Annotated in this window: 20 protein-coding genes; 15 read left to right on the plus strand and 5 right to left on the minus strand. The window is 49.8% G+C overall.

The genetic code is table 11. The features are described from left to right. The first annotated feature begins 470 nt into the window (after positions 1–470). Both MR847_RS04640 and MR847_RS04645 read left to right on the plus strand, forming a co-directional pair. On the plus strand, positions 471–1703 hold the full coding sequence (locus MR847_RS04640; protein WP_287723076.1) for an AAA family ATPase: 1233 nt from the start codon (positions 471–473) through the stop codon (positions 1701–1703). 393 nt (positions 1704–2096) lie between these two features. Beyond that, a complete protein-coding gene (locus tag MR847_RS04645; protein ID WP_287723077.1) occupies positions 2097–3461 on the plus strand; it encodes a carboxylesterase family protein in 1365 nt (454 codons plus the stop codon). Here MR847_RS04645 and MR847_RS04650 read toward each other — a convergent pair. Beyond that, positions 3450–4430 carry a DHH family phosphoesterase gene (locus tag MR847_RS04650; RefSeq protein ID WP_287723078.1) on the minus strand — a complete coding sequence of 327 codons (981 nt, stop codon included), beginning with the start codon at positions 4428–4430 and terminating at the stop codon, positions 3450–3452. The genes MR847_RS04645 and MR847_RS04650 overlap by 12 nt on opposite strands. Before the next feature lie 5 nt (positions 4431–4435). Beyond that, positions 4436–4891, minus strand: coding sequence for a hypothetical protein (locus tag MR847_RS04655; protein WP_106519187.1), 456 nt, complete (start codon positions 4889–4891; stop codon positions 4436–4438). A 136-nt stretch (positions 4892–5027) separates the two neighbouring features. Here MR847_RS04655 and MR847_RS04660 point away from each other — a divergent pair, with 136 nt between their 5' ends. The 13 genes from MR847_RS04660 to ftsZ are packed head-to-tail and all read left to right on the plus strand — an operon-like array spanning position 5028 to position 18996. Continuing rightward, the gene (locus MR847_RS04660; protein ID WP_157797986.1) at positions 5028–5294 is read left to right on the plus strand and encodes a hypothetical protein; all 267 of its coding nucleotides are present in this window, start codon (positions 5028–5030) and stop codon (positions 5292–5294) included. Continuing rightward, positions 5295–5777 (plus strand): division/cell wall cluster transcriptional repressor MraZ, encoded by a 483-nt coding sequence (locus MR847_RS04665; protein ID WP_287723079.1) that lies wholly within the window; start codon positions 5295–5297, stop codon positions 5775–5777. Then, the gene (gene rsmH, locus MR847_RS04670) at positions 5764–6699 is read left to right on the plus strand and encodes a 16S rRNA (cytosine(1402)-N(4))-methyltransferase RsmH (protein ID WP_287723080.1); all 936 of its coding nucleotides are present in this window, start codon (positions 5764–5766) and stop codon (positions 6697–6699) included. Before MR847_RS04665 ends, rsmH begins: the two co-directional genes overlap by 14 nt. Then, positions 6696–6983, plus strand: a complete 288-nt coding sequence (locus tag MR847_RS04675; protein WP_287723081.1) for a cell division protein FtsL — start codon at positions 6696–6698, stop codon at positions 6981–6983. The genes rsmH and MR847_RS04675 overlap by 4 nt, the downstream gene beginning before the upstream one ends. Before the next feature lie 2 nt (positions 6984–6985). Beyond that, entirely contained in the window at positions 6986–8857 is a 1872-nt protein-coding gene (locus MR847_RS04680) for a PASTA domain-containing penicillin-binding protein (RefSeq protein WP_277001931.1), read from the plus strand. A gap of 5 nt (positions 8858–8862) precedes the next feature. Next, positions 8863–10272 (plus strand): UDP-N-acetylmuramoyl-L-alanyl-D-glutamate--2,6-diaminopimelate ligase, encoded by a 1410-nt coding sequence (locus tag MR847_RS04685; protein WP_106519182.1) that lies wholly within the window; start codon positions 8863–8865, stop codon positions 10270–10272. Then, positions 10272–11669, plus strand: coding sequence for a UDP-N-acetylmuramoyl-tripeptide--D-alanyl-D-alanine ligase (locus MR847_RS04690; RefSeq protein WP_287723082.1), 1398 nt, complete (start codon positions 10272–10274; stop codon positions 11667–11669). The genes MR847_RS04685 and MR847_RS04690 overlap by 1 nt, the downstream gene beginning before the upstream one ends. 38 nt (positions 11670–11707) lie before the next feature. Continuing rightward, the gene (gene ftsW, locus MR847_RS04695) at positions 11708–12823 is read left to right on the plus strand and encodes a putative lipid II flippase FtsW (protein WP_287723083.1); all 1116 of its coding nucleotides are present in this window, start codon (positions 11708–11710) and stop codon (positions 12821–12823) included. 4 nt (positions 12824–12827) lie between these two features. After that, complete coding sequence (gene murG / locus MR847_RS04700; RefSeq protein WP_287723084.1) at positions 12828–13907, plus strand: undecaprenyldiphospho-muramoylpentapeptide beta-N-acetylglucosaminyltransferase; 1080 nt, start codon at positions 12828–12830, stop codon at positions 13905–13907. A gap of 1 nt (position 13908) precedes the next feature. Continuing rightward, positions 13909–15294, plus strand: coding sequence for a UDP-N-acetylmuramate--L-alanine ligase (gene murC, locus MR847_RS04705; protein WP_287723085.1), 1386 nt, complete (start codon positions 13909–13911; stop codon positions 15292–15294). 1 nt (position 15295) lies between these two features. Then, positions 15296–16105 carry a cell division protein FtsQ/DivIB gene (locus MR847_RS04710; RefSeq protein WP_100425960.1) on the plus strand — a complete coding sequence of 270 codons (810 nt, stop codon included), beginning with the start codon at positions 15296–15298 and terminating at the stop codon, positions 16103–16105. Beyond that, the gene (gene ftsA, locus MR847_RS04715) at positions 16102–17379 is read left to right on the plus strand and encodes a cell division protein FtsA (protein WP_106519179.1); all 1278 of its coding nucleotides are present in this window, start codon (positions 16102–16104) and stop codon (positions 17377–17379) included. The genes MR847_RS04710 and ftsA overlap by 4 nt, the downstream gene beginning before the upstream one ends. A 54-nt stretch (positions 17380–17433) precedes the next feature. Next, positions 17434–18996, plus strand: coding sequence for a cell division protein FtsZ (gene ftsZ / locus MR847_RS04720; protein WP_277001918.1), 1563 nt, complete (start codon positions 17434–17436; stop codon positions 18994–18996). Between the two features lie 130 nt (positions 18997–19126). Here ftsZ and MR847_RS04725 read toward each other — a convergent pair whose 3' ends face one another. The 3 genes from MR847_RS04725 to holA form a co-directional block, all read right to left on the minus strand. Next, entirely contained in the window at positions 19127–20005 is an 879-nt protein-coding gene (locus tag MR847_RS04725) for a YicC/YloC family endoribonuclease (RefSeq protein WP_287723086.1), read from the minus strand. 18 nt (positions 20006–20023) lie between these two features. After that, positions 20024–21781 (minus strand): homoserine O-acetyltransferase MetX, encoded by a 1758-nt coding sequence (gene metX / locus MR847_RS04730; protein ID WP_241899533.1) that lies wholly within the window; start codon positions 21779–21781, stop codon positions 20024–20026. A gap of 262 nt (positions 21782–22043) precedes the next feature. Further along, the gene (gene holA / locus MR847_RS04735; RefSeq protein WP_106519178.1) at positions 22044–23012 is read right to left on the minus strand and encodes a DNA polymerase III subunit delta; all 969 of its coding nucleotides are present in this window, start codon (positions 23010–23012) and stop codon (positions 22044–22046) included. Position 23013 lies beyond the last annotated feature (1 nt).

A 23013-nucleotide genomic window follows, 5' to 3' on the forward strand; every position in this document is an offset into this window, starting at 1 on the left:
AATACTGACCCATATGAACGTGGACATCAAATAGCATTTGACCTCCAAGTCGCGCACAACGCCGAAACACCACGACGCATTACGTCGCGGCGACTACTCAGTCCTTTTTGTAAACTAGAATTTACATGGGGGGGGGTAACGCTTCTGTAAGCCCGTATTCAGAGCCTCTATAAATAGATTGCGCGTTATCCAAAATCTTCATACATTTTAAATATAAAAAAAGCAACATTGCACAAAAAAATTATTTTTTCCTTCTTTTTTTTACGTGATTGCTTTTTTTTTCGCAAATTTCAATAGGTATTCCAGTCCTTAATTATCCAATTCATGCCGCAACGCCTGTATTGGCCAAACATTTTGCTTTTTTGGAAAATTTCAGCTATTTTTGGTAACGAAACTCGTAAAAGCCGTTACCAAATCTCAATATTTTTACCACTTTTGGTAACGAAAATTGCAAAACACGTTACCAAATCTTGATTTTTTATATAGAATTGGTAATATTTGCTGAAGCCCTTAAGAAATATGGACGTTCCGCCTTTTTGCCAAAACTCGGCGACTGGTTCGAGGCGTTCAACAACTTGCAACAAATACTCGAAGCGAGCAAATCCAAAAAGAAAATCGTCTTTATCGACGAAATGCCCTGGATTGACGCGCCAAACTCAAAATTCGTAAAGGCGCTGGAATCGTTTTGGAACGGTTGGGCGGCGCTTCGTGACGACATTTTCTTTATCGCCAGCGGTTCTTCCACCTCGTGGATGGCGAAGAATCTGTTTGAAAACCAAGGTGGCCTTTACAACAGGATTACTACCAAGATTTACTTGCGCCCTTTCAATCTGCGAGAAGTCGAAGAATTTTGCACAAGCAGCGGCGGCGGATGGGACCGCTACCAGATTGCCCAAGCCTACATGGTATTTGGAGGAGTGCCCTACTATTATAGTCTTCTCAACTTCAAAAAAAGCCTATCCCAAAATATCGACGCAATGTTCTTCAACAAGGGCGGGCAACTTGCAAATGAATTTGACGAACTCTACAACGCCCTGTTTACTTCTGCCGACCGCTACTTAAATGTAGTTCGCCTGTTGGCAACAAAGCCAAAAGGTCTCACCCGCGACGAAATCCTCAAGTCAACAAAAATGCAGGGAGGCTTCCTCACGAAAGTTCTCTTGAACCTGGAGCGTTCCGATTTTATACAAGGTATCGCCTCGTTTGGCAAAAAGAAAAAAGGCATCGTTTATAGGCTGACCGATCTTTTCAGTATTTTCTATTTCAAGTTTGTGGAAGAAAACCGATCGGGCGATCCCCTCTTTTGGATTCACAGCCTGAATAGTCCGGCAATCAACGCATGGTACGGGCTCACATTTGAAACGCTATGCCTATTGCATACAGAACAAATTAAAGCAAAGCTCGGAATATCGGGAATACTTACCAGTGTAAGCTGTTTTCAAAACGAGTCGGCACAAATCGACCTGATTATAGAGCGTTCCGATCGGATTATAAACCTTTGCGAAATAAAGTTCAGCACGGCTCCATACCCTATCTCAAAAAAATACGCAGACAAAATTCGGATGCGAATGGCGGAATTTCAGAACGCAACGGCTACACGCAAGGGAATCGTGAACACTTTCGTCACAACATTCGGCATATTGAACGGAAGCGCATCAAGTGTCGTAAACAGTGAAGTGGTGCTAGATGATTTGTTTGTGTAAAACAATTCATTGTAATGATTCTAATTGTCGGGATCTTCTTCCGGCGGCATTGCGAAATCCCTGTAAACGTCCTTCGATTCGTCCTCGTCGATGTCGCTGTATAACGAATATTCAGCGAAGCATTTTATAAAGAAATGGACGAAGCATGGTTTGCACGTCCTAAACCGCTGAAAAAGAAGCTGCGAAAAGAGCCTTGCAACAAATTGAAGAAACGCAAATGGGGACTGAAAGCGAGTTGATAAGTCCTTTCATGATATTCAAAGGGCGATTTGAGAATGTAGAGGAATTGTAGATGCGATGTTAAACAAAGTAGAGCGCGAGAACTTCAAGAAAATAAAAGGAAAACTATATTTTTTCGGAAGTCTAAATCAAACGAAGAAATATGGAGGAATCATGAATCGACTGTGCGTAACCGCCTTAGCGGCAGGATTGTCCGTTGGTTTGACCGCTAACGCTTTTGCGGGTGAACGCTATCAAGATCGACAGTTTACGGTGGATGTAAAAAGGGATGTCGTTTACGCATCCGATGTTCCCGCTTTAAGTTCGCATCACTTCATTACACAGGCTCTGTTCGCCTATAAAATGACGAATCAGGATGCGACGGTCGCATACTTTTATTCCGATGAAAAAACGACGACTCCGACCGATATGAAGATGGATATCTACATGCCGGAAAAGGATTCGAAAACGGATCGAGCAGCTGTGCTCGTGGTACATGGCGGAGCTATGGTGGCGGGTTCCAAGGGTGACTTTGCACAGCACACAGTGAACTATTGTGATTCCTTGGCGGCTCGTGGTTATGTCGCAGCTTCGATGGATTATCGTTTGGGCGTGACTCTCACCAGTCGTGATGCCCAGTTGCATATCGATAGTACACATTTTGCAAGAGCGGTTTACCGTGGCGTTCAGGATGTACGCGCCGCCGTGCGCTATTTGCGTGCGAATGCAGAAGATTTGGGCATTAACCCGAACCGCATTTATCTAGTCGGTAACAGCGCCGGTGCAATTCTTTCGCTTGAAAATATCTATTCGACGACGGAAGAGGATTTTCCGGATTACATGGATTCGGAACCTTTGCTCGGTGCCTTGGACCTTTACGGCGAACAGGGCTATGATTCTAAGGCAAATGGTGTGGCTGCCTTGTGGGGCGCTATTCACAACTTGGAAATGGTCGGTGACAACGAACGTCCGGTTCTGCTGATTCACGGTACGGCAGACGAAACTGTTCTTTTCAAAACAGGACGCCCGCTCAGCAATTTGCCGGGAGTTCTCAAGAACATTATCCCATCGGAAATGGGAGCTCTCGCTGCATCTTATACGCTCGATTTGCAAACTCCGACGCTCTACGGCAGCTATGTGATCGACTCCCTTTTGACGAAAAAAGAAATTGAACATGAAACGTATTTTGTGGAAGGCGTCGCTCACGAATTCTACGATGAAGCGCCTTACACGGAGAGCGTCCAGAACCGAGTCTTTAACTTCCTTTACAGCTTGACCCAGGCGACGGAATCGATTGAAACGAAACCGATTTTCGCGACTGCACAAAATGCGGTACAGATGGGAAAAATGAATCAGAGCTTTACCGTATTGCGCGGTCAAAATCTCAAGTTCCGCGTATATGATTTGCGCGGTCGTGCAGTGATGCCGACGGGGAATATTTCTGCGGGCGAAACGGTGAACTTGAATACTCTGGATGCTGGCGTGTACGTGCTGATGGTGCAGGGCTATCGCCCGGTGCGTTTTGGCTTAAGAAAGTAAGGCTTGCGTGATCGCAGGAACGATGTCGACTTTGCGATTCAAACGATGATCGACGTAGATGATTCCTGCGCTCTCGGAGTTTCCGTAAATCGATTCCGCGATGCGCTCTGCCTTTTCGGTAAAGTACAGGATGTAACTGTGCTTGTGGCAGCTGACGTTGCAGAAAATCATTTCGTTTGCGGAATCTTTTAAAATTTTTGGCATCACACCGAGCATGCGGTGGAGAAATGATTCAATGGTTTTTTTGTCGTCGAAACTCAAGCTTCCCAAGCGGAACTTATGACCGTTTATGACGTAATCCTTGGCGTCGGAATTGAAAATTTCTTCGTCGGTCATACCGTCGAAATTTTTCGCCGCCTTTTTCATTTCGGCATAAATCATTTCCAGGTTTTCACTGGAAATGTTTAACCGTTCAGCGAGAATTTTGCAAACGACACGGTCCATTTCCGTTGTCGTTTTCTTCTTTAAATTCTGGGTGTCGGAGACGATGCCTGCGAGTAGAATCTGAGCGATTTTCTTTGTGACTTCAACTCCGAATTCCTGGTAGCAGGTGAAGATGATGGTGCAGGTTGACCCGACGGGAAAAATCTTGGCGAAAATCCGTTTGGATTCCATGACATCGCCGAGGCCGTGATGGTCGATGATTTGCAGAATGCGAGCCTCTTTGGCTCCGGCTACCGCTTGGCAGGTTTCGCTGTGGTCCACTAGGATGAGTGTTTTGCCACGAGCGTCTTCTAAAATCGGGGGAAGCGGAAAGCCAAAGAGCGCAGCGGCGTATTTCGTTTCGTTGTTCGCTTTGCCTGCGATGCGCGCTTCGACGGAATAGCCGATCTTTTGCATCAGGTCGGCGTAGGCGATGGCGGCGGTGACCGTGTCGGTGTCTGGCGCTTTGTGACCGATGGCGTAAGCGGTTTCCGTTCCCCAGTCCAAAGCCTTGAAGGCTTCGCGGTAGCAAATTTCGTTCAGCATGAACCTTAGAGAGCCTCGTAGCAGTCGAAGGCCGCCTTGGAAAATGCTTCGAGATATTCCTTTTCAGATTCGCGTTCCACGTCAAAAAGGCGCGTGGTCAGCGGAAGACGTTTGCCCTTTTCGTAAACGTATGCGTGCTCGTCGCCGTTCACGTCGGTGAAGGTGAGCGTTGCCTTGGAATCGAAAGTCGAGGAGACATAGCGGATCAAATCTTCGGCATCGTTTTGGGTAAAACCTTTGAGCGACTTGCCGTCTTTGGTGCGAATAATCAACGCACCGATGTCGCTGAAGGTTTTGTACGGCTTCATCACGAATTCAAAATCGATCTGCATGCGTTTGAACTGGAAGAAGTACTGCTTGAATCCGTTTATGTTGTACTTCTTGATCTTGAGCTTTTCTGACTTTAGCTGCGAAGCGAGACGTTTAAAATTCTCGAGATACAGCATGCCGATGATTTCCATGGAGACCTCTTCGTTTTAAGCGAAAAATAGAATATCATACGGAAAAAACTGTGTAGCAGGTGCGAGTTTTCGAAAGTCCATGCGATGCCATTGTAAATTCTGCAAATCCGCATCCGATATGCGGAGGAGGTGCAGAATGCCCTATTTTCAGTCAGCTGGTAGAAAATGCACCAACCGAAAAACTAAGAGTTCGCTAGAACTTTTGAAAAAATCCCTGGCCATGGAAACCCTGGCTGGGGATTTTTTTACCCATTTAAAATGTGCACTGCACAAGAAAACGCAAATTTCGCAGAACTTAAAATTTTCTGTCAAAAAATCTTGGGAATCTTGGGGTGATTTTTTGAAATGGTGGGAGAAAGTGGCTATATTTGTATTGTTGTGGAATAAAGTGGGTCACTTTTAAATGGAATTAAACGCTTTCATAGGAAACGCCAAGACGGCGATTGACGAAAAGGGAAGATCAGCCTTTCCTAGGGAGTTTCGTCGTTTGCTCTCTGAAGAAGAGAGCTCGTCGCTCATTTTGGCCTATGGTAGCCGCGATTCGCTCATCCTCTTTACGTTAGAGGAATATCGCAAGTTCATTGCGAAGATTGAAAGTCGACCGCAAACCTCGAAGAATGTTCGTTTCAACCGCATGTTCAAGGCAAATTCGCATTACGTGTCCTTGGACGGCCAGAACCGTATTTTGCTCTCGAAGAATGATATTGCATACGCCAAATTGGATGGCGAAGTTCTTTATGTAGCGCGCTCTGGAAAGTCGGCTGAACTCTGGAATCCTTCCATCTACAACGCGAAGTTTGGCTTCAATACCGAAGAAGACTTTAATGAGTTTGATGCAGGGTTCTTTGATGACGAACCTTCGGGGGATGTAGATGAAAATCGCTGAATATCATTCCCCAGTCCTTTTTGATGAATGCATGCAGGCGTTGATCCTCGATCCGAAGGGGACGTATGCAGACTGCACCCTCGGTGGCGGTGGGCATTCCGAAGGCATTTTGAAACGCCTTGCGCCGGAAGGCCGTTTGCACTCTTTTGACCGCGACCCGGAAGCAATCGCTTATGCAACCAAGCGCCTCGAAGGCTTTAAGGATCAAGTGACATTCCACCCGGTTCCGTTCGCTGAACTGGGACACGAGGTCGGACCGGCATCGCTGGACGGCGTTCTGTATGACCTGGGTATTAGCAGCCATCAGGTCGATGATGACGCTAGAGGCTTTACGTTCCAAGGCTCGAACTCGGTGGACCTGCGCATGGACTCCCGCTCGGACTTCAGCGCCCAGGAATGGTTGCGTACAAATTCTCTAGATGACATGGCCCGCGCCTTTAAGGAAAATGCAGATCTTGATCGTGCGTACAAATTAAGTGCCAATATCCAGAGTGTGATTTCGGATTTGAAGACTCCGATCCTTCCGGTGCATTTACGTGCGGCTACGGAAAAGACTTATCCGGATCGCATGCGCGATTTGAACAGTATTCTCGCGAGAATCTTCCAGGCAATTCGCATGGAAGTGAACGGTGAAATGGAACAGATCCGTGTAAGCATGCGTTCTGCCGTGGAAGCATTGAAGAAGGGCGGTCGTCTGGTGGTGATCTCTTACCACTCGGTGGAAGATCGCACGGTGAAGCTTGTCTGCAGTGAATTTGAAAGAACTTGCCTTTGCCCGCCGCAGTCTCCGGTCTGCATGTGTGGCGGCCATCATCAAAAGTTGAAAAAGGTCCTTCGCAAGCCGGGGCTTCCGACTGCGGAAGAAATCGCTCGCAATCCGCGTGCGCGTTCTGCAAAACTGAGGGTGTACGAAAGAGTATGATTCGGGTTTTGACGGCGCATAAGGTTTTGTGGAGCTTCTTGATGGTGATTGTCCTTGCGACATTGCTGTGCTGTTATCTGGCTTTGCAGTACCGTTTTGACGGTCTTGCGGTGAAGAAGGCGAGACTCGTTCGCGAAGTTTCGGCGCTCCGTGGTGAAGTTGTGCTTCGGGAATTGGAAAATAGAGAGCTTTCTTCTCTCGATCGAATTACGCAGATCGCGGAACAGATGGGAATGGGTTATGCCCAGGTGCCTCATAAAGTCAAACAGACGGGGAGTAAGTAGAAATGCATTTGGATCGTATTTCTTGGCTTTTTGTCGTGTTTGGCGCTTTGTGGGTGGTGCTTTGCGCCCGCACGTTCCAGATTCAGATTGTTGAAGGGGAAAAGTACAGCGAAATTGCGAACTTGAAGGCGCGTGACCGTGTGATTCGCAAGGCTCCGCGTGGACGGATTCTTGATCGTAACGGTCAGGTGCTCGCTCAGAGTATCCAGGAAAAGGATAAAGAAGGAAAGCTCGAAACAAAGCGTATTTATCCGCAGGGCGTTTTGGCGTCTCAGCTCGTGGGGCAGGTCGGTAAGGATGGTCAGGGCATTTACGGTTTGGAAGTGCAGTTCGATGAACGCTTCCGTGGAACGGACGGCTGGCAGACCCGCGTTTTGAATGTGGCGCGTCAGATTCAGGCAGGGCGTAAAATGGAAGGCCGCGAACCGATTCCGGGCGACGATCTGGTTTTGACGATTGATCGCAATATGCAGGAAGTGGTGGAAAAGGCTTTGAAGGATGGCGTGAAAACCTACCTTGCCGAAAGCGGAAGCGCCGTGGTGATGGATCCGTACACGGGTGAAATCCTCGCGATGGCGAGCTATCCGACTTTCGACCCGAATGCACCGGTGAGTGCCGCAACGCGGGCGAAGCGCAATGATATTGTTTCTCTCGCTTACGAACCGGGTTCCACCTTTAAGCTTGTGACGGCTGCGACAGCGATTGAAACGAAGGCCGTGGATCCGAAAACCGTGTTCAGCGGCGAAAAGGGTCGCTGGGTTTTGGAAAACAAAGACGTTATCAGCGATACGAAGGATCACGGGGACATGGACATGACGGCAGCCATGGCGATGTCTTCCAACATTGTGTTTGCAAAGATTGCAGATCTCGTCGGAGAAAAGCGTTTTTATCGCTACGTGCGTTCTTTTGGATTTGGTTCGAAGACTTCGGTGGAACTTCCGGGTGAAGAAAGCGGATATTTGAAGCCTACGCATGAATGGAGCGGCCGTACGTTAAAGACGATGGGTTTTGGCCATGAACTTCTGGTGACTCCGCTGCAGATGGTGATGGCTTTTTGTGCAATTGCAAATGGCGGCAAGCTGATGCAACCGACAATCGTTCGCGAATGGCGTTCGGCGGATGGGGAAGTTTTGGAAAAGAAGGAACCGGAAGAAGTGCGCCGCGTCGTTTCGGAAAAGACCGCAGCACGTATTCGTTCCATGCTTCGCGAAGTGGTGGAAGTCGGTACGGCAAAACAGGTGAATTCGGAAAAGCTCCCGGGCATTGTCTTTGGCGGAAAGACGGGTACGGCAGAAAAGTACAACCAGAAACTGAAGCGTTACGATAAAACGAAGCAGGTGGCTTCTTTCATCGGCCTTGCTCCAGCAGACAATCCGCGTTACGTTTGCATGGTTCTTGTGGATGATCCGAAAACGCGTACGGTGGGCGGCTTGACCGCAGGACCGATCTTTCGGAATATCATGGAAGGCATTTACTATCTGCCGTCGACGTCTCCGGTGCCGTATAATTTGACCCTTACGTCTGCATCGAAAAAGTGCGATGCGGAATTTGTGGGACTTTCCCGTGCCGACGCAAAGATTCTTGCCAATGATCGTCACTGTGAAGTTTCGTTCGAAGGCGAAGGCTCCACGGTCGTGGCGACGGAATATGATTTTGAAACGAACGGTCGAAAGCTCCGTATGGGAACTCCGAACGCTCAGAAGATGCCGGATTTGAAGGGTCTGACCTTGCGCGATGCGCTGGATCAGATCGGTGAATTGCCCGGCTCTATAGAATATGAAGGTGTGGGCCGAGTCAAGAAGCAATTCCCGGCTCCGAACGCAACGCTCAAGCGTGGCGAAAAGTTCAAACTCGTTCTTTCCGAGAAAGGTTAAGCATTATGTTGTCTGAAACCGTTTTGAAGAATTTGGGCATTCAGGGACTTTGCGATGATTCTCGCAAGGTGGCTCCGGGCGATTTGTTCTTTGCAATGCCTGGTGAACAGGCGGAAGAATTTGCCCGTACCGCTCTTTCAAAGGGCGCAGTAGCTGTTGTCGGTGAAACGGAAGCGCCGAAGGATCTCGCAAGCAAGTGGATTCTTGTGCCGAGCGTCAAGGAAGAACGCGCTTCTGTCGCTAAGTTTTTTTACCACGATCCGTTCTCGAAGATGCGCGTTCATGCGATTACCGGAACGAACGGCAAAACGACCAGTGCCTTCCTCATGGAATCGATGCTTTCTAGCGATGGTCGCAAAACGGCTCTCGTCGGCACGATTTGCAAAAAGATAGGCGACAAGGTAATCGCTTCGAATTTGACGACACCGGGTATTTTGGAACTTTACGCTTTTGCCGCAGAAGCGGTGGAAGCGGGCTGCACGGATTTTGTGATGGAAGCTTCTTCGCATTCCCTTTATCAGGGACGTGTGCAGGGAATCGCATACAAGAGCGCTCTCTTCTCGAATTTGACGGAAGATCATTTGGATTATCACAAGACGATGGAAAATTATTTCCAAGCAAAGAAGCTTTTGTTCACGCGGTATCTCGCTGCGGACGGCGTTGCCGTGATCAATGTGGATGACGCATACGGCCAACGTCTAATGGATGAAATCGCCGTGGCGAACAAGGTTTCCGTTTCGCGCCTTGGCTTGGACGGGGCAAATGTGGTTCCGAATTCCATTCAGAGCTTGGAAGATGGCCTTGTGCTCGATGTTCCGGCGATTTCGAAGACACCGATTGAAACGCGTCTTGTGGGCGAATTTAATGCGGATAACGTTTTGCTTGTGATGAGCTGGGCCAAGTCCATTGGAATTTCAGAAGAATCTATTCGCAAGGCTTTGGCAACGGTGAAGGTTCCGGGACGCTTCGAAATGACTTTTAACGATGGTTCTCGCCGTGTAATCGTCGATTACGCGCATACGCCGGACGCTTTGGAACGCGTGTTGCGTGTGGCACGTTCCCTTTGCAAGGGAAAGCTCTCCGTGGTATTTGGCTGCGGTGGCGATCGCGACCGCAACAAGCGTCATATTATGGGTGCGATTGCCGAACAGGGCGCAGACTTTGCTTGGGTCACTTCGGATAATCCGCGTACGGAAAACCCGGAAGACATCATCGCGGATATTGTGAGCGGTATGCATTCGGAACATTTCAAGGTGATCGTTTCGCGTGAAGAAGCAATCCGTGAAGCTTGCCAGGCGATGCAGGCGGGAGATTTTCTCGTCGTCGCCGGAAAGGGTCATGAAAATTACCAGATCATCGGAAAGACGAAGCATCATTTCGACGATCATGAAGTCATCCTTCGGGAGATGAAGTAATGCATAACTTGGATTTAACAGTCGCAGAACTTTGCGACATCTTGGAAAGCAATCCGGTTGGACTTACCGCCCGGGCTGCAAAACGCAAGGTGAAACTTTGCCTGGATAGCCGTGAAGCGGGGCCGGGAGTGGTGTTTTGGCCGTTGAAAGGCGCGCGCTTTGATGCGCATAGTTTTATTCCTGAAGTGATGAAGAAAGGAGCTTTGATGAGTGTGATGGACGCAGGTCGTGCAGAGGAATCTTTGGCAGACGTTTATGTCCCAGTGGATGATTCCAATCAAGCTTTGTTGAAGCTCGCCAGAGGCTATCAACGCCTTTTCAAGGTGAAGAAAGTCGCTGTGACGGGCTCGAATGGCAAGACGACCACGAAAGAAATGCTGAAGGCCGTGCTTTCGACTCAGTTCAAGACCATGGCTACCGAAGGAAATTTGAACAATCAGATCGGTGTGCCGAGAACGCTTTTCCACTTGAAGCATTCCGATGAAGTCGCTGTGGTGGAAATGGGTACGAACGCTCCTGGTGAAATCCATCCGCTTTCGATGGCTGTGGAACCGGATATCGCTGTGATCACGAACGTCGGAGCAAGCCACTTGGAGCGGCTCCAAGATCTCGATCACGTCTTTAAGGAAAAGGTGACGATTGCCGATGGCCTTCGCAAGGGTGGCTTGCTTGTGGTGAACGCAGACGATCCGCGTCTCGCCAAGCTCCGCACGAATACCAGGTATCGTGTGCTGACTTTCGGTATTAAGCGTGGCGTGATCAGGCCGGAAAATCTGAAGTGGGATTCCAACGCTTGTGCAAGCTTTAAGATTGGCCGCACGGAATTCCATTTGAGCGTTCCGGGCATTCATAATGTCTATAACGCCTTGGCAACAATCGCTGTCGCTACATCTTTGCGTATGTCGAAAAAGGCGGTTGCAAAAGCTTTGGAAAAGTTCCGTGCCGCGAGTATGCGCATGGAAATCCGCAAAGGTGTCGGCATCAAAGTCGTTTCGGACTGCTACAACGCAAATCCGTCTTCGATGCGTATGGCTTTGCAGACGATTGGCTCAATTGAAAATGCGACCCGTAAAGTGGCGATTCTCGGCGATATGCTCGAACTCGGTTCTTCGGCAGAAGATCTACACCGTGAAATCGGTGAACTTGTTCCGCAGATGAATTTCGATATGCTTGTTGCTGTCGGTAAACTGAGCCTGAACATACAGAAGGGTGCAATTGCAGCCGGCATGGATAAAAAGAATGCGCTGCATTTTGACACCGTGGACGAAGCGATGGAATTCCTTTCGGAAAATGTCCATTTTGGCGATGTTCTGCTTGTGAAGGCTTCGCGTGGGATGAAGTTGGAACAGGTCGTGGATAAGCTTCTTCGCTTGGAACCGGCTATGGCTAACAAGTAAGGATTTTGATTGAGATGAATAGTCGTTTGAATTCCATCTTGGCATTTGATAAGCTACTGTTGCTGGCAGTCGTTGTTCTGCTTGCGATGGGTCTGTTTGTCATTTATACGGGAAGTAATTTCCATGCGATGGAATTGGGCCGTCCGTCTTATTTCTATGTCCTGAAGCATTTGCGCGTGATTCTGTTCGGTTTTGTAGTCCTCGCATTTTTGACTGTGTTGGATCATAAGATCTTCCACAAGCTTAGCCATGCAATGTTCTTGGTTTGCTTGGTAGCGCTGGTTGCTGTCGTGGTGACGGGCGCGGTGACGAAAGGCGCTGCACGCTGGCTTTCGATTGGCGGTATGTCGCTTCAGCCTTCGGAACTGATGAAAATCGCGATGTTTGCCTATATGTCTCGTCGCTTGACGGAATTGGGCGATGAAATCAAGGATTTTAAGCGAGGGTATATTCAGCCGCTGGTGACTCTTGGCATTGTGTGCGGATTGATTCTTTTGCAACCGAACTTCTCGATGGCTTTGCTTGTCGGCGCAACGACTTATGTGCTTTTCTTTACGGCGGGAGTCAAGGTTCGCTATTTGCTACTCTCGTTTGTACCGATTGGTTTAGGTGCACTAGCGATTGGTCTTGCGGCTCCGTACCGTTTAAAACGTCTTCAGGCATGGCTTCATCCGGAAGAACATATTAAGGAGGGAGGCTATCAGCTGTACAATGCGTTGATCAGTCTCGGTCATGGCGGATGGCTTGGAACGGGCATCGGTAAGGGTACGCAGAAGCTGGGCTTTTTGCCGGAATCTTATAAGGATGTGGCGTACAGCTTGATGGGTGAAGAACTCGGATTTTTTGGAACGATGATTGTACTTGTTTTGTTTGGCTTTATTGTCTATCGCGGTTTTATGATTGCCCGGAATGCGAATTCGCGCTTTGCGAAATACTTTGCGGTTTGCTTGACGTCTTCGCTTGCATTTAACGTGATTTTCCATGTGTTTGTTTGCACGGGACTGATGCCGACGACAGGTCAGCCGATGCCGTTTATCAGTTATGGCGGTACGAACTTGGTCGTTTCGATGGCGTCGATTGGAATTTTGTTAAACATTTCTCGACCAGGCACAGGGATGAATATTGTTGAACCTGTGTTCCACGAACAGGGATGAGGTTATGATGAAACAGAAAACGTTTTTGTTTGCTTGCGGTGGTACCGGTGGACATGTTTTCCCGGCGGTTGCAATTGCTGAAAGTTTGAAGAAGTTTGGCGTGGAACAAATCTCGTTCGCGGGTCGTAAGGATTCTATGGAATCCCGCCTGGTGAAGCCTCGCTTTGAATTCGACGAGATTTCGGCGGTTCCGCTGCACCGTGGATCCTTTATGCAGAATCTTTCGTTGCCGTACAAGCTTTTTAAGGCTGTGCAGAGCGCAAAGGATGTCATTAAAAAGCGCAAGCCGGATGTTGTTGTGGCGACGGGCGGCTACGTTTCTCTCCCGGTTGTGATGGCGGCTGGCCGCATGGGCATTCCGGTTTACATCCAGGAACAGAATGCGGTAGCAGGCGTTGCAAACAAGGTCGGTTCCCGTTATGCCAAGAAAATTTTTGTGACATCGGCAGAAGCTCAAAAGTTCTTCCCGAATACCGAAACTCAGGTCTTCGGTAACCCAGTCCGTGAACTTCCGAAGATAGAAACTCTTCCGCGTCCGAAAGAATTCCGTGAAGGGACCAAGTCCGTTCTGATTGTGGGAGGCTCTCAGGGAGCCCGCGGGATTAACGTCAAAATGGAAGAATCGCTCTCTGCGATCGCCGGCAGAACGGATATTTCTGTGGTTTGGCAGGCCGGCGCAAAGAACGTCGAGAACATCCGGGAACGCGTTTCGCACATTCCGGAAAACGTAACGCTGACCGCCTTCCTCGATAACATTTACGCTTACATAGGTCACGCCGACTTGATCGTGAGCCGTGCAGGCGCTTCGACCTTGGCCGAAATCCTCGCCTTCGGTAAGCCTTCGATTCTTTTCCCGTTCCCGTTTGCGACGGCAAACCATCAGGAATTCAACGCACGCGTGGTGGAAAAGGCGGGTGCCGCTCTTGTGGAACTTGACAGCGATCCGAATGACCTTTGGAACAAGGTTCAAACCCTGCTTTCGAACGAAGAAAAATTGAACAAGATGGCTCAGGCCGCAAAGTCCATCGGTATGCCCGATGCAGCAGACCAGATCGCAAAAACCATTTTGGATGCGGAGTGCTAAGATGAATTTGATTCCGAGCAATCGAGTGAAGAGACTGCATTTTGTGGGCATCGGCGGCGCCGGTATGTCGGGTATTGCCGAAGTGCTCCATGAAAACGGTTTTGTGGTGACGGGTAGTGATACCGGTGACGGTCCGGCGATCCAGTATTTGAAGGATCTCGGTCTTGAAATTTTCCCCACGCATGATGCGAAGAACGTGGAAAACGCCGACCTTCTCGTTTACTCTTCTGCTGTGAAGATGGACAATCCGGAAATTGTGGAAGCGAAGGCGCGTCGCATTCCGGTGATCCGTCGTGCAGAAATGCTCGGTGAACTGATGCGTTTGAAGTACACGCTGGCTGTGAGCGGAACTCATGGTAAGACGACGACGACTTCGATGCTCGGTGCCATTTGGGAAGCCGCCGGTGAAGACCCGACGGTGATCGTGGGTGGCGTGGTAAAGGGCAAGGGTAGCGGTGCCAAGGTGGGCCGTGGACGTTACCTGATTGCGGAAAGCGATGAATTTGACCGCAGCTTCCTTTCAATGATGCCGTCTTCTGCCATCATCACGAATATAGACCGTGAACACTTGGATACCTACGGCACTCTCGATGCCATCAAGGATGCTTTTGTCGCTTTTGCGAACAAGGTTCCTTTCTACGGTCAGGTGGTGGTCTGCATCGACAATCCGAATATCCAGTCGGTACTGACGCGTTTTACAAAGCCGGTGGTCACTTACGGCTTTAGCCGCCAGGCGATGTACCGTGCCGACAATGTGCGTTCCGAAAACGGAATCTCGTACTTTGAAGTCTTTAAGAATAACGAATCGATTGGCGAATTTTCGCTCCGCATTCCGGGCAAGCATAACGTTTTGAATGCAACTTCGACGATTGCCCTTTCGAATGAAGAACATATTCCGCTGGATGTCGTGCGCAAGGCTCTTGGCCAGTTTACGGGCGTCAAGCGTCGCTTTGAACTGGTCGGCGAAGAGAACGGCGTGATGGTCTATGACGATTACGCTCACCATCCGACGGAAACCGCTGCCACGTTGCAGGGTGCCCGCGATACGTTCCCGGAAAAACGTGTGATTGTGGTATTCCAGCCGCATCTGTACACGCGTACCCGTGACCAGTATGAAGCTTTTGCCGAAGTGTTCGCCAACTGCGATGAACTCTTGGTCCTTGAAATTTACAAGGCGCGCGAACAGCCGATTCCCGGAATTTCGGGCAAGCTGATTTCGGATACCGCAGTCGCACGCGGTCACCAGAACGCCCGCTTTGTCGGTACGAAGGAAGAAGCTTTGGAAGTGTTGAAGAAAGATGCGAAGCCGGGAGACCTTGTGCTCTTTATGGGCGCCGGTGACGTTTGGAAGGCAGAACGTCCGTTCTTGGAGGCCTTGAAGAAGTAAGATGGCTCGAGTCGGTTACAACGAAATCAAGCGAATGAACGCTCATCGTGAGAAGCGCAAGCAGAATCTCGCGAAGATCGGAAATTGGCTTGCGAAGAAAGGTTGGAAGATCTTTCTCGTTATCGCTGTGCTCGCAGTCGCCGTGTGGCAGGGTTGGTTTTGGATTCGCAAGTTCAATCCGGCAGAACTTCGCAAGCTGAAAACGATCGATATCACCGGAAACAGGATGCTCACCTGGGAAGAAATCTTGCAAACGGCAGGTCTTGAAACGGGCATGCCGATGTCTTCGATCCAGGCAGACAGTGTTCGTGCCCGCTTGCTTTCGCTCCCGCTTTTGCAGGATGTGACGATTGACGTGGGACTGTTCTGGAAGGTAACGATTGAGGTAAAGGAAACCTCTCCGATTATGGCGACGCTCGATAAGGGCATTTGGAAAGCCTATTCGGAACGTGGAATGGTGCTTCCGATAGCCGGATCCGCAGGACTTGAACTTCCTGTAGCGACAATCGGAAGGAACCGCGAAATCAAGCAACTTGCCGCTTTCCTTCAGAAGATGCGTGTTGCAGACGAATCTTTGTATTCGGAGGTTTCGCAGGTGCGGGTGAACGAAAAGGATCGCGCGATTGAAGTTTACTTCACGAACGTGCGATTCAAAGTCTTGTTCCCGCTGGAAAATGCGACAGAAAAATCCTTTGCCCATTACCGTTTGTTGGTGGATGGACTGTCGCAGAAAATGAGTTTGGTTAAGTCTTTGGATTTGCGTTTTGAAGGTTTCGCTTACGCTTATCCGTCTGTACAAGAGGGCAAATGATGGCAACTGATGAACAAAATATGGCTGGCATCGATCCGAACCGAATCATCGTCGGTCTCGATATCGGTAGTTCCAAAATCGGCGTCTTTATCGGAGAGCTGGATGATAACAACAAGGTCTGCATTCGCGGCTTGGGTATCAATCAGCTGAAGAAAGGTGACGCAAATGAATTGGAGGCGACGATCACCGCTTTGACGAAAGCTGTGGACGACGCTGAAAAGTTGAGCGGTGTGGATGTAAAGGAAGTTTACGTCGGTATTGCGGGCAGCAACATTCGTTCTGTTGCAAGTCAGGCGACAATCCCTCTCCGCGAATACGGTGGAGTCGTGACGAAGGACGTGATGAAACGCGTAGTGGAACAGGCGAGCCAGCTCGTTCAGAGACCTGTAGACATGGACATTATCCACGTTTTGCCGGGTGATTACATTCTTGATGAACGTGAAGGCATCAAGAATCCGCAGGGTATGGAAGGCAATAGCTTGAGCGTGGAAGTTCAGCTGGTGCTCGCTCAGAAGGGCATTGTCCGCAATATTCAGAAGGCAGTCGAAGGCGCGGGTCTTACGGTTAAGTGCTTGGTCCTTGAACCGCTTGCAGACGCTTGCTGTGTTTTGGAAAATGAAGAAAAGGAACTGGGCGTGGCAATCATTGACATCGGAGCAACCTCTACCGATGTGGCTGTCTTCAAGGACGATAAAGTGGCCTATACCGTTTCGTTTGACATCGCTGGCAATGCCATCACTAGCGATATCGCATTCGGCCTCACCACTCCGATTGACCGTGCAGAAGAAATCAAGAAGGAACACGGCACTTGCCGTCGCTCTAACCTCTTGGAAGATATGACCGTTCTTGTTCCGGGTATCGGTGGACGCCCGGGAAAGAACTGTGAAAGAAAGCATTTGGCATACATCATCTATTGCCGTATGGAAGAAATCCTGAAAAAGGTCCACGACGACCTGGAACAGAAGGGCTTCAAAGGCAATCTGGGTGCAGGCATTGTCATCACGGGCGGAACTTCGCAGCTCGAAGGCACGCAGGAACTCGCCGAAAAGGTCTTTGACAATACACCGGTACGTTTGGGCGCGCCGCAAAAGCCGGACGCTGGTATCAGCGACATGGTTCGTTTGCCCACGCATTCGACGGGCGTCGGACTTTTGTACTACGCAGCTCTGAATGACCAGCCAAAGGAACGTCGCGAAACGAGAACGACCAAGGTGGTCGACTCCGTCAGCAGCAAACTCAGCCGCGTCTGGAGTGCGCTGAAAAATTACATCTAAGAATTAAAACTTGTGGAAGACAAAAAGTTTAAAACACAAACCAGGGAGAACACTATGAACGAACAACTCGACAACATGGCTGATTACGAAGCCAAGCATATCATCGCGAGCAACGCAGATCACAAGGCGAAGATTAAGATCGTGGGTGTCGGTGGAGCCGGCGGAAACGCCGTGAACCGTATGGTCAGCATGAACATCAAGGATGCCGAATTTATCGCCATCAACACAGATGCTCTTGCTCTTGACAACAATCTTGCCGATGAAAAGATCGCCATTGGCCAAAAGACTACCAAGAAGCTCGGCGCTGGCGCAAAGCCGGAAGTCGGTCGTCAGGCTTTGATGGAAGACAAGGAAACGGTGGAACACAAGCTCGAAGGCGCGGACATGGTATTCATCTCTGCTGGTATGGGTGGTGGTACCGGTACGGGCGCAGCTCCTGTTGTTGCGGAAATCGCTCATAAGCTCGGTATTTTGACTGTCGCTGTGGTGACGATGCCGTTCAAGTGGGAAGGTCCGATCCGTCGTCGTAATGCGGAAAAGGGTCTTGCCGCTTTGCGTCAGGCTGTGGATTCGATCATCGTGATCAACAACCAGCGTATCATGGAAGTGATCGAAAAGAACACCCCGATGAAGGACGCATTCCTCAAGGTGGACGAAGTTCTTGGCAATGCTGTCCGCAGCATTTGCGATATTATGTTTATCCACGGTACGATCAACGTCGACTTTAACGATGCTCGCACGATTATGCAGAACGGCGGTTCCGCTCTCATGGGTACGGGTGTCGCTTCGGGCGAAGGTCGTACTTTGAAGGCTGCTCAGGAAGCTATCGCTTGCCCGCTCCTCGACAACGTCAAGGTCTGCGGTGCATCGGGCGCTCTCATCAATGTCGCTCATGGTGAAAACTTCTCCATGTTCGAATACAACGAAGCCTTGGAATTCCTTTACGAACAGATCGGTGAAGAAAACGTTCCGAACATCGTCGCTGGTGACGTGACGATTCCGGAACTCGGTGACCGCGTAAGCATTACCGTGATTGCAACCGGTTTTGAAAAGAACAACGAAGAAGACGCTCCGTTCGAAGCTCCGGCAGCAAAGGCTACCGCTCCGAAGGCAAGCGCTCCGCACGTGGAACAGTCGATTGAACGTCCGACCATCGACTGGGCAAAGGCGGCTCAGATGCCTGTGGAAGAATCCGCTCCGGCTGCTCCGGCGCCAGTCGCACAGGCTCCGGTCGCAGAAGCTCCGATTGCACAGGCCCCGGCTGCAAAGTCTGTCGAAAGCGCTCCGCTCCAGCAGACAATGCAGTTTGAAGCTTCGCCGACGCAGCGCACCCGCGTGATTCGCCCGGTCGAAGCTCTAATCGCTGAAGAACGTCCGCGCCAGACCGCTCCGATGTTTGCAGATTCCTTCCTCAACCCGGAATTCAATGTCCGCCGTCAGGTCGTCGAAGAAGACGTTCCGACGATGGTGATGCCGAAGGTAAATGCAAATCCGCTCCGCACGATGTCGGCTCCGGCTGTGGCAAAGCAGATGGAAGAACCGATGGCTTCTGCGGAAGAAAATCAGTACGGCATGCCGGCATTCCTCAAGCCGAGCATCTCGGAAGATGAATTCTAATTCGTAAAAAGTCTCCACAACAACAAAGGCTGACGTGGTATCCCTGCTGCGTCAGTCTTTTTTATGCTCTTTTCATGACATAAAAAAGCCCGTTCTCAAAGAACGGGCGAATCCTGCAAAAGACTGAAATTTATTCGATGTTCATCGTTTGTTCTCGGATCGTTTCCACGCTGTCCTTTAAGCGGATAGCGTGAGCGGCGATCTTTGCACTTTGACATTTGGTGGCGAGGGTATTTGCTTCGCGGCTCATTTCTTGCAAAATGAAGGTGAGCTTTTTACCCTGGTTTGCACCTTGTTCGAGCGTCGAAAGGAACAGCTTGTTGTGACTCTTGAATCGGGTGATTTCTTCGTTGATGTCCAAGCGATCGGCGATGATGCTTGCTTCCTGCGTCACACGGATCGGGTCGAGACCCGCTTCACCGACGAGCTTGTGCAAACGTTCTTCAAACTTCTGCTTCCATTCCACGATGCGTTCTGGGTCGAGCACCTTGATTTCGTCGAGAATCTTGTCCATTTCCTGGACGCGGGCTTCGAGATCTTTTTTCAGATTCAAGCCTTCTTTTTCACGCATTTGGACAAGAGCCTTCAAAGCGCGGTCGAGAGAAGCCTTGATTTTGCCTTCCGTTTCCTTCTGGTTTTCTTCACTTTCGTAAACGAGGACGTTCGGAAGGGAAAGCACCTGTTCCAAAGTCGGCTCGCCGTTCAAGCCGTACGTCGTCTTGATGTCTTTCGCAATTTTCAGGTAGGATTCGACAGCTTCGGTCGAATACCCCGTCGGGATCGAGCCTTCTTCGCCGTCGCCGAGGGTTACGGTTAAATTGACGGAACCGCGGGCAAGGAATTTTTTGACTTCTTCCTTCAGGGTGAATTCCAAATAAGAGAATGTTTTGGGGAGATGGCAGGAAATTTCAAGGAAGCGGTTGTTCACAGAACGCACTTCGACAGAGCACTGCGTTCCGCGTAGCTTGAATTCATCCTTACCGTATCCGGTCATCGATATAATAGCCATACGGCAAATATATCTTAATCAAGCCTTTTTGACCATTGCCACGACGCGTTCTGTACCCAAGTTGACGAGCCCGAGCTTTGTCAGGACTTTGCTTAGGCCGTGTTCGTTCAAGGAAATGATCTTTTCGATTTCCAAATGTTCCGCTTCGGTAAGGCGCACAAAGTCCCGGTAGGTGAAACAGTGGATGTTCGGAGTCTCGTACCATTCGTACGGGAATTCCGGAGATTTCGGCATGCGACCGTGATAGCAGAGTGCCCAGCGCATTTCCCAGGAACCGAAGTTCGGGAATGTAATGATCGCATGCTTTGCAATGCGCATAATTTCGCGGAGCATAAGTCTCTGGTTGCGCACTTCCGGCAGGGTACGGTTGAACACCGCGTAATCGAAGCTGTTGTCCGCAAAGGATTCGAGAGTCTTTAAGCTCAGCTTCTTTTCGATTACAGGCACATCGCGTTCGATGCAACCGAGAATGTTCGTAAAGTTCTTTTCAACGCCGACGCCTGTTACCTTCTTCTTGTTCCAGAGCGTGTCGATCAAAAGGCCGTCGCCTGCACCAAGGTCCAAAATCCGAGCGCCTGCAGGGATCATCGAGTCGATGATCGAAATGTCCTTGTGGCTGTGGAACGCCGGAGTTCCGGTCGTTTTCACTTCGCCCAAATGACCGCCGAGGAATCTGGAAACCGCCATGCCGAGCGCGCCGCATTCAATCAGGAATCCGTCGTGTCCGAATTGGGTATCGAGTTCAAGGCTTGTCACGACCTTGCCATCGTTCAAAAGAGCTTCTGTAATCTGACGGGACTGATCGGGAGGGAACAGCCAGTCGGTCGAAAGGTTTACGTTGAGGAATGTAGCCTTCACATTTTTAAAGGCATTTTCAAGCGAGCCGTATTCCGTCGCCAGATCAAAGGTGTCCGTCGCATGGGCAATGTGCAAATAGCTGTTTGCATCAAAGCGTTCCACGAACTTGGTGCCCTGATGATCCAGATAGGTTTCAAGAGAAGATCCCGAATAGAATTTTTCCGGATGTTCAATGCGAATGTCGTTACGCGTAAAGCGGGCTTCCATGCCCTTAGCGGAAAGGTACGTGATGTGGGCGAGCTTACGTGCGTTGGCGAGGCCTGCGGCTGGAATTTGCTTGTCGTAGTAGTCGCCGTTGTTGTAATTCGGATCCTGCGTAATCGCATCGCGTCCGACGATTTCAAAGCCGAGAGCCTGGGCCGAAAATCCTGGAGACGTCGCAATTAAAATAACGCGGTCAATCAGTTCCGGATAGAAAATCGCCCATTTCATTGCCTGGAAGCCGCCCATGGAGCCGCCGATGACGCAATAGAAGTGACGAATGCCGAGTTCGTCCGCGAGCTGTTTTTGCGCGTGGACCATGTCGCCGATTGTGATCGTCGGGAATGTGGAACCGTAAGGCATACCGGTGCGCGGATCGATGCTCGCCGGGCCAGTCGTTCCTTTGCATCCGCCGAGAACATTCGAGCAGACGACGAAATATTTATCCGTGTCTACCGCCTTTCCGCTTCCGATCAGGGAATCCCACCAACCGACGTGCTTGTCGTCGGGCTTATACCAGCCTGCGACATGCGCATCGGCCGTCAGCGGGGAACAGACCCAAATCGCATTGGACTTGTCCTCGTTGAGGGTTCCGTAAGTTTCATAACGGACAGAAACCTCAGGGAGGGATTTTCCGCTTTCCAGAACAAAGCCGTCCTTGCCCAAGGTCAGCTTTTTGTCGTAGAAGGATACGGGTCCGATACTATCTTTATGCAAACATTCGCTCATATGCATAAATATAGGAAAAGGGCATTTTTTTTAAAGAATGAAACCCAAAATAGAGATGAAAAACCTATCAAAATACTTTTGTTAAAGATTTCTTACGCGAATGAAAACTTTTATTTAAAAAGTTTTGTGATTTTTTGACTGTATTTTGGAAAAAGTTTATATTAAAGTTACAGAGTTGTTAGGGTTACAGAGGAAGGGAGCAGTCTCGCACAATCGTGCGAGTTTTTTTCTTTTAGGGGCTTTTTTGAAACTAGCGAACGACGAGTGCGGCAAGGGAAAGTTCCAGTCCCATGCGGCTGTCGCAGATACCGTTCTTGATATCGCTGTCGAGTTCGCCCAAGCGTTTAATGACACGGCAAAGCAACTGCGGAGACCAGTTCAACGCTTTGCGCGGTTCGTTCAATTTTTTTTCGAAGAGCCACGGGTTTGCGCCAAGCGCCGCGGCGATATCCTTTGCGGCCATCTTGCGACCGAGCATGGTGCGAATGTGCAGCAAGCGTACTGCGTAGGCTTCCAATGCGGAAATGATTTGAATGCCTTCTACGCCCGCATCCAAAAGTTCGCGAAGCTTTTTCGTGTAGGCGATAGGATCTCGATCCCCGAAGGACTCGCGAATTTCAAAAGCGGCGATTTCACGCTGCGGCGCAATCATTAATTTCGCTTGGTCAAGCGAGATGACTTGGCCTTCCGGATCAAGAAGCAGAATTTTTTTGAGCTCGGCATCGATTAGAGCCTGGTCCGTTCCCAGTGCGTCGGCAACGTATTCCGCAGCGAGTGCATCTATGCGGCGACCCAGGTCGATTTCGCAGTGCGAAGTAATCCACTTCGCTATTTCATAGTCGCGCGGGGACTTGCATTCCTTGAAGGTTGCGAAGTCGGCGAGCGATTTGTATAGCTTGCTCGTTTTGAGAAGCTTTTCAAAATCTAAAAGGAGGTTCGCGTCTGGTTTGGTCTTGAACCAGGACTCGAGGGCTGCGGTATCGTCCGCTTTTAAGCTTTCTGCTTTGCGGACGACGACCGTCTGTTCGCTCGCAAAGAGCGAACAGGAATCGCAGGCTTCGATGACGGCGTCTGCCACGGAAGGCAGGTTCGAATCGTTTGCAAAGAGAATCTTGCGGGCGAGAGGGTCGTCCTTGCGGTCTCCCAAAGTTTTTTCGAGGAACTGCCCGATGAGGCGTTCCTTTTCAAAATCACTGTCACCGATCAGGACGACGATCATG

Source organism: Hallerella sp. (genome assembly GCF_022776125.1).
Lineage (GTDB): Bacteria > Fibrobacterota > Fibrobacteria > Fibrobacterales > Fibrobacteraceae > Hallerella > Hallerella succinigenes.

Excerpts from the sequence above, each read along its gene's own strand:
- MR847_RS04725 (WP_287723086.1), bottom strand. The coding sequence starts at position 20,005 with ATGGCTATTATATCGATGACCGGATACGGTAAGGATGAATTCAAGCTA.
- murC (WP_287723085.1), top strand. The coding sequence starts at position 13,909 with ATGAATTTGATTCCGAGCAATCGAGTGAAGAGACTGCATTTTGTGGGC.
- murG (WP_287723084.1), top strand. The coding sequence starts at position 12,828 with ATGATGAAACAGAAAACGTTTTTGTTTGCTTGCGGTGGTACCGGTGGA.
- ftsZ (WP_277001918.1), top strand. The coding sequence starts at position 17,434 with ATGAACGAACAACTCGACAACATGGCTGATTACGAAGCCAAGCATATC.
- MR847_RS04665 (WP_287723079.1), top strand. The coding sequence starts at position 5,295 with ATGGAATTAAACGCTTTCATAGGAAACGCCAAGACGGCGATTGACGAA.
- MR847_RS04685 (WP_106519182.1), top strand. The coding sequence starts at position 8,863 with ATGTTGTCTGAAACCGTTTTGAAGAATTTGGGCATTCAGGGACTTTGC.
- MR847_RS04680 (WP_277001931.1), top strand. The coding sequence starts at position 6,986 with ATGCATTTGGATCGTATTTCTTGGCTTTTTGTCGTGTTTGGCGCTTTG.
- MR847_RS04655 (WP_106519187.1), bottom strand. The coding sequence starts at position 4,891 with ATGGAAATCATCGGCATGCTGTATCTCGAGAATTTTAAACGTCTCGCT.
- MR847_RS04645 (WP_287723077.1), top strand. The coding sequence starts at position 2,097 with ATGAATCGACTGTGCGTAACCGCCTTAGCGGCAGGATTGTCCGTTGGT.
- holA (WP_106519178.1), bottom strand. The coding sequence starts at position 23,012 with ATGATCGTCGTCCTGATCGGTGACAGTGATTTTGAAAAGGAACGCCTC.
- ftsA (WP_106519179.1), top strand. The coding sequence starts at position 16,102 with ATGATGGCAACTGATGAACAAAATATGGCTGGCATCGATCCGAACCGA.
- MR847_RS04650 (WP_287723078.1), bottom strand. The coding sequence starts at position 4,430 with ATGCTGAACGAAATTTGCTACCGCGAAGCCTTCAAGGCTTTGGACTGG.
- MR847_RS04675 (WP_287723081.1), top strand. The coding sequence starts at position 6,696 with ATGATTCGGGTTTTGACGGCGCATAAGGTTTTGTGGAGCTTCTTGATG.
- rsmH (WP_287723080.1), top strand. The coding sequence starts at position 5,764 with ATGAAAATCGCTGAATATCATTCCCCAGTCCTTTTTGATGAATGCATG.
- MR847_RS04710 (WP_100425960.1), top strand. The coding sequence starts at position 15,296 with ATGGCTCGAGTCGGTTACAACGAAATCAAGCGAATGAACGCTCATCGT.
- MR847_RS04660 (WP_157797986.1), top strand. The coding sequence starts at position 5,028 with ATGCCCTATTTTCAGTCAGCTGGTAGAAAATGCACCAACCGAAAAACT.
- MR847_RS04690 (WP_287723082.1), top strand. The coding sequence starts at position 10,272 with ATGCATAACTTGGATTTAACAGTCGCAGAACTTTGCGACATCTTGGAA.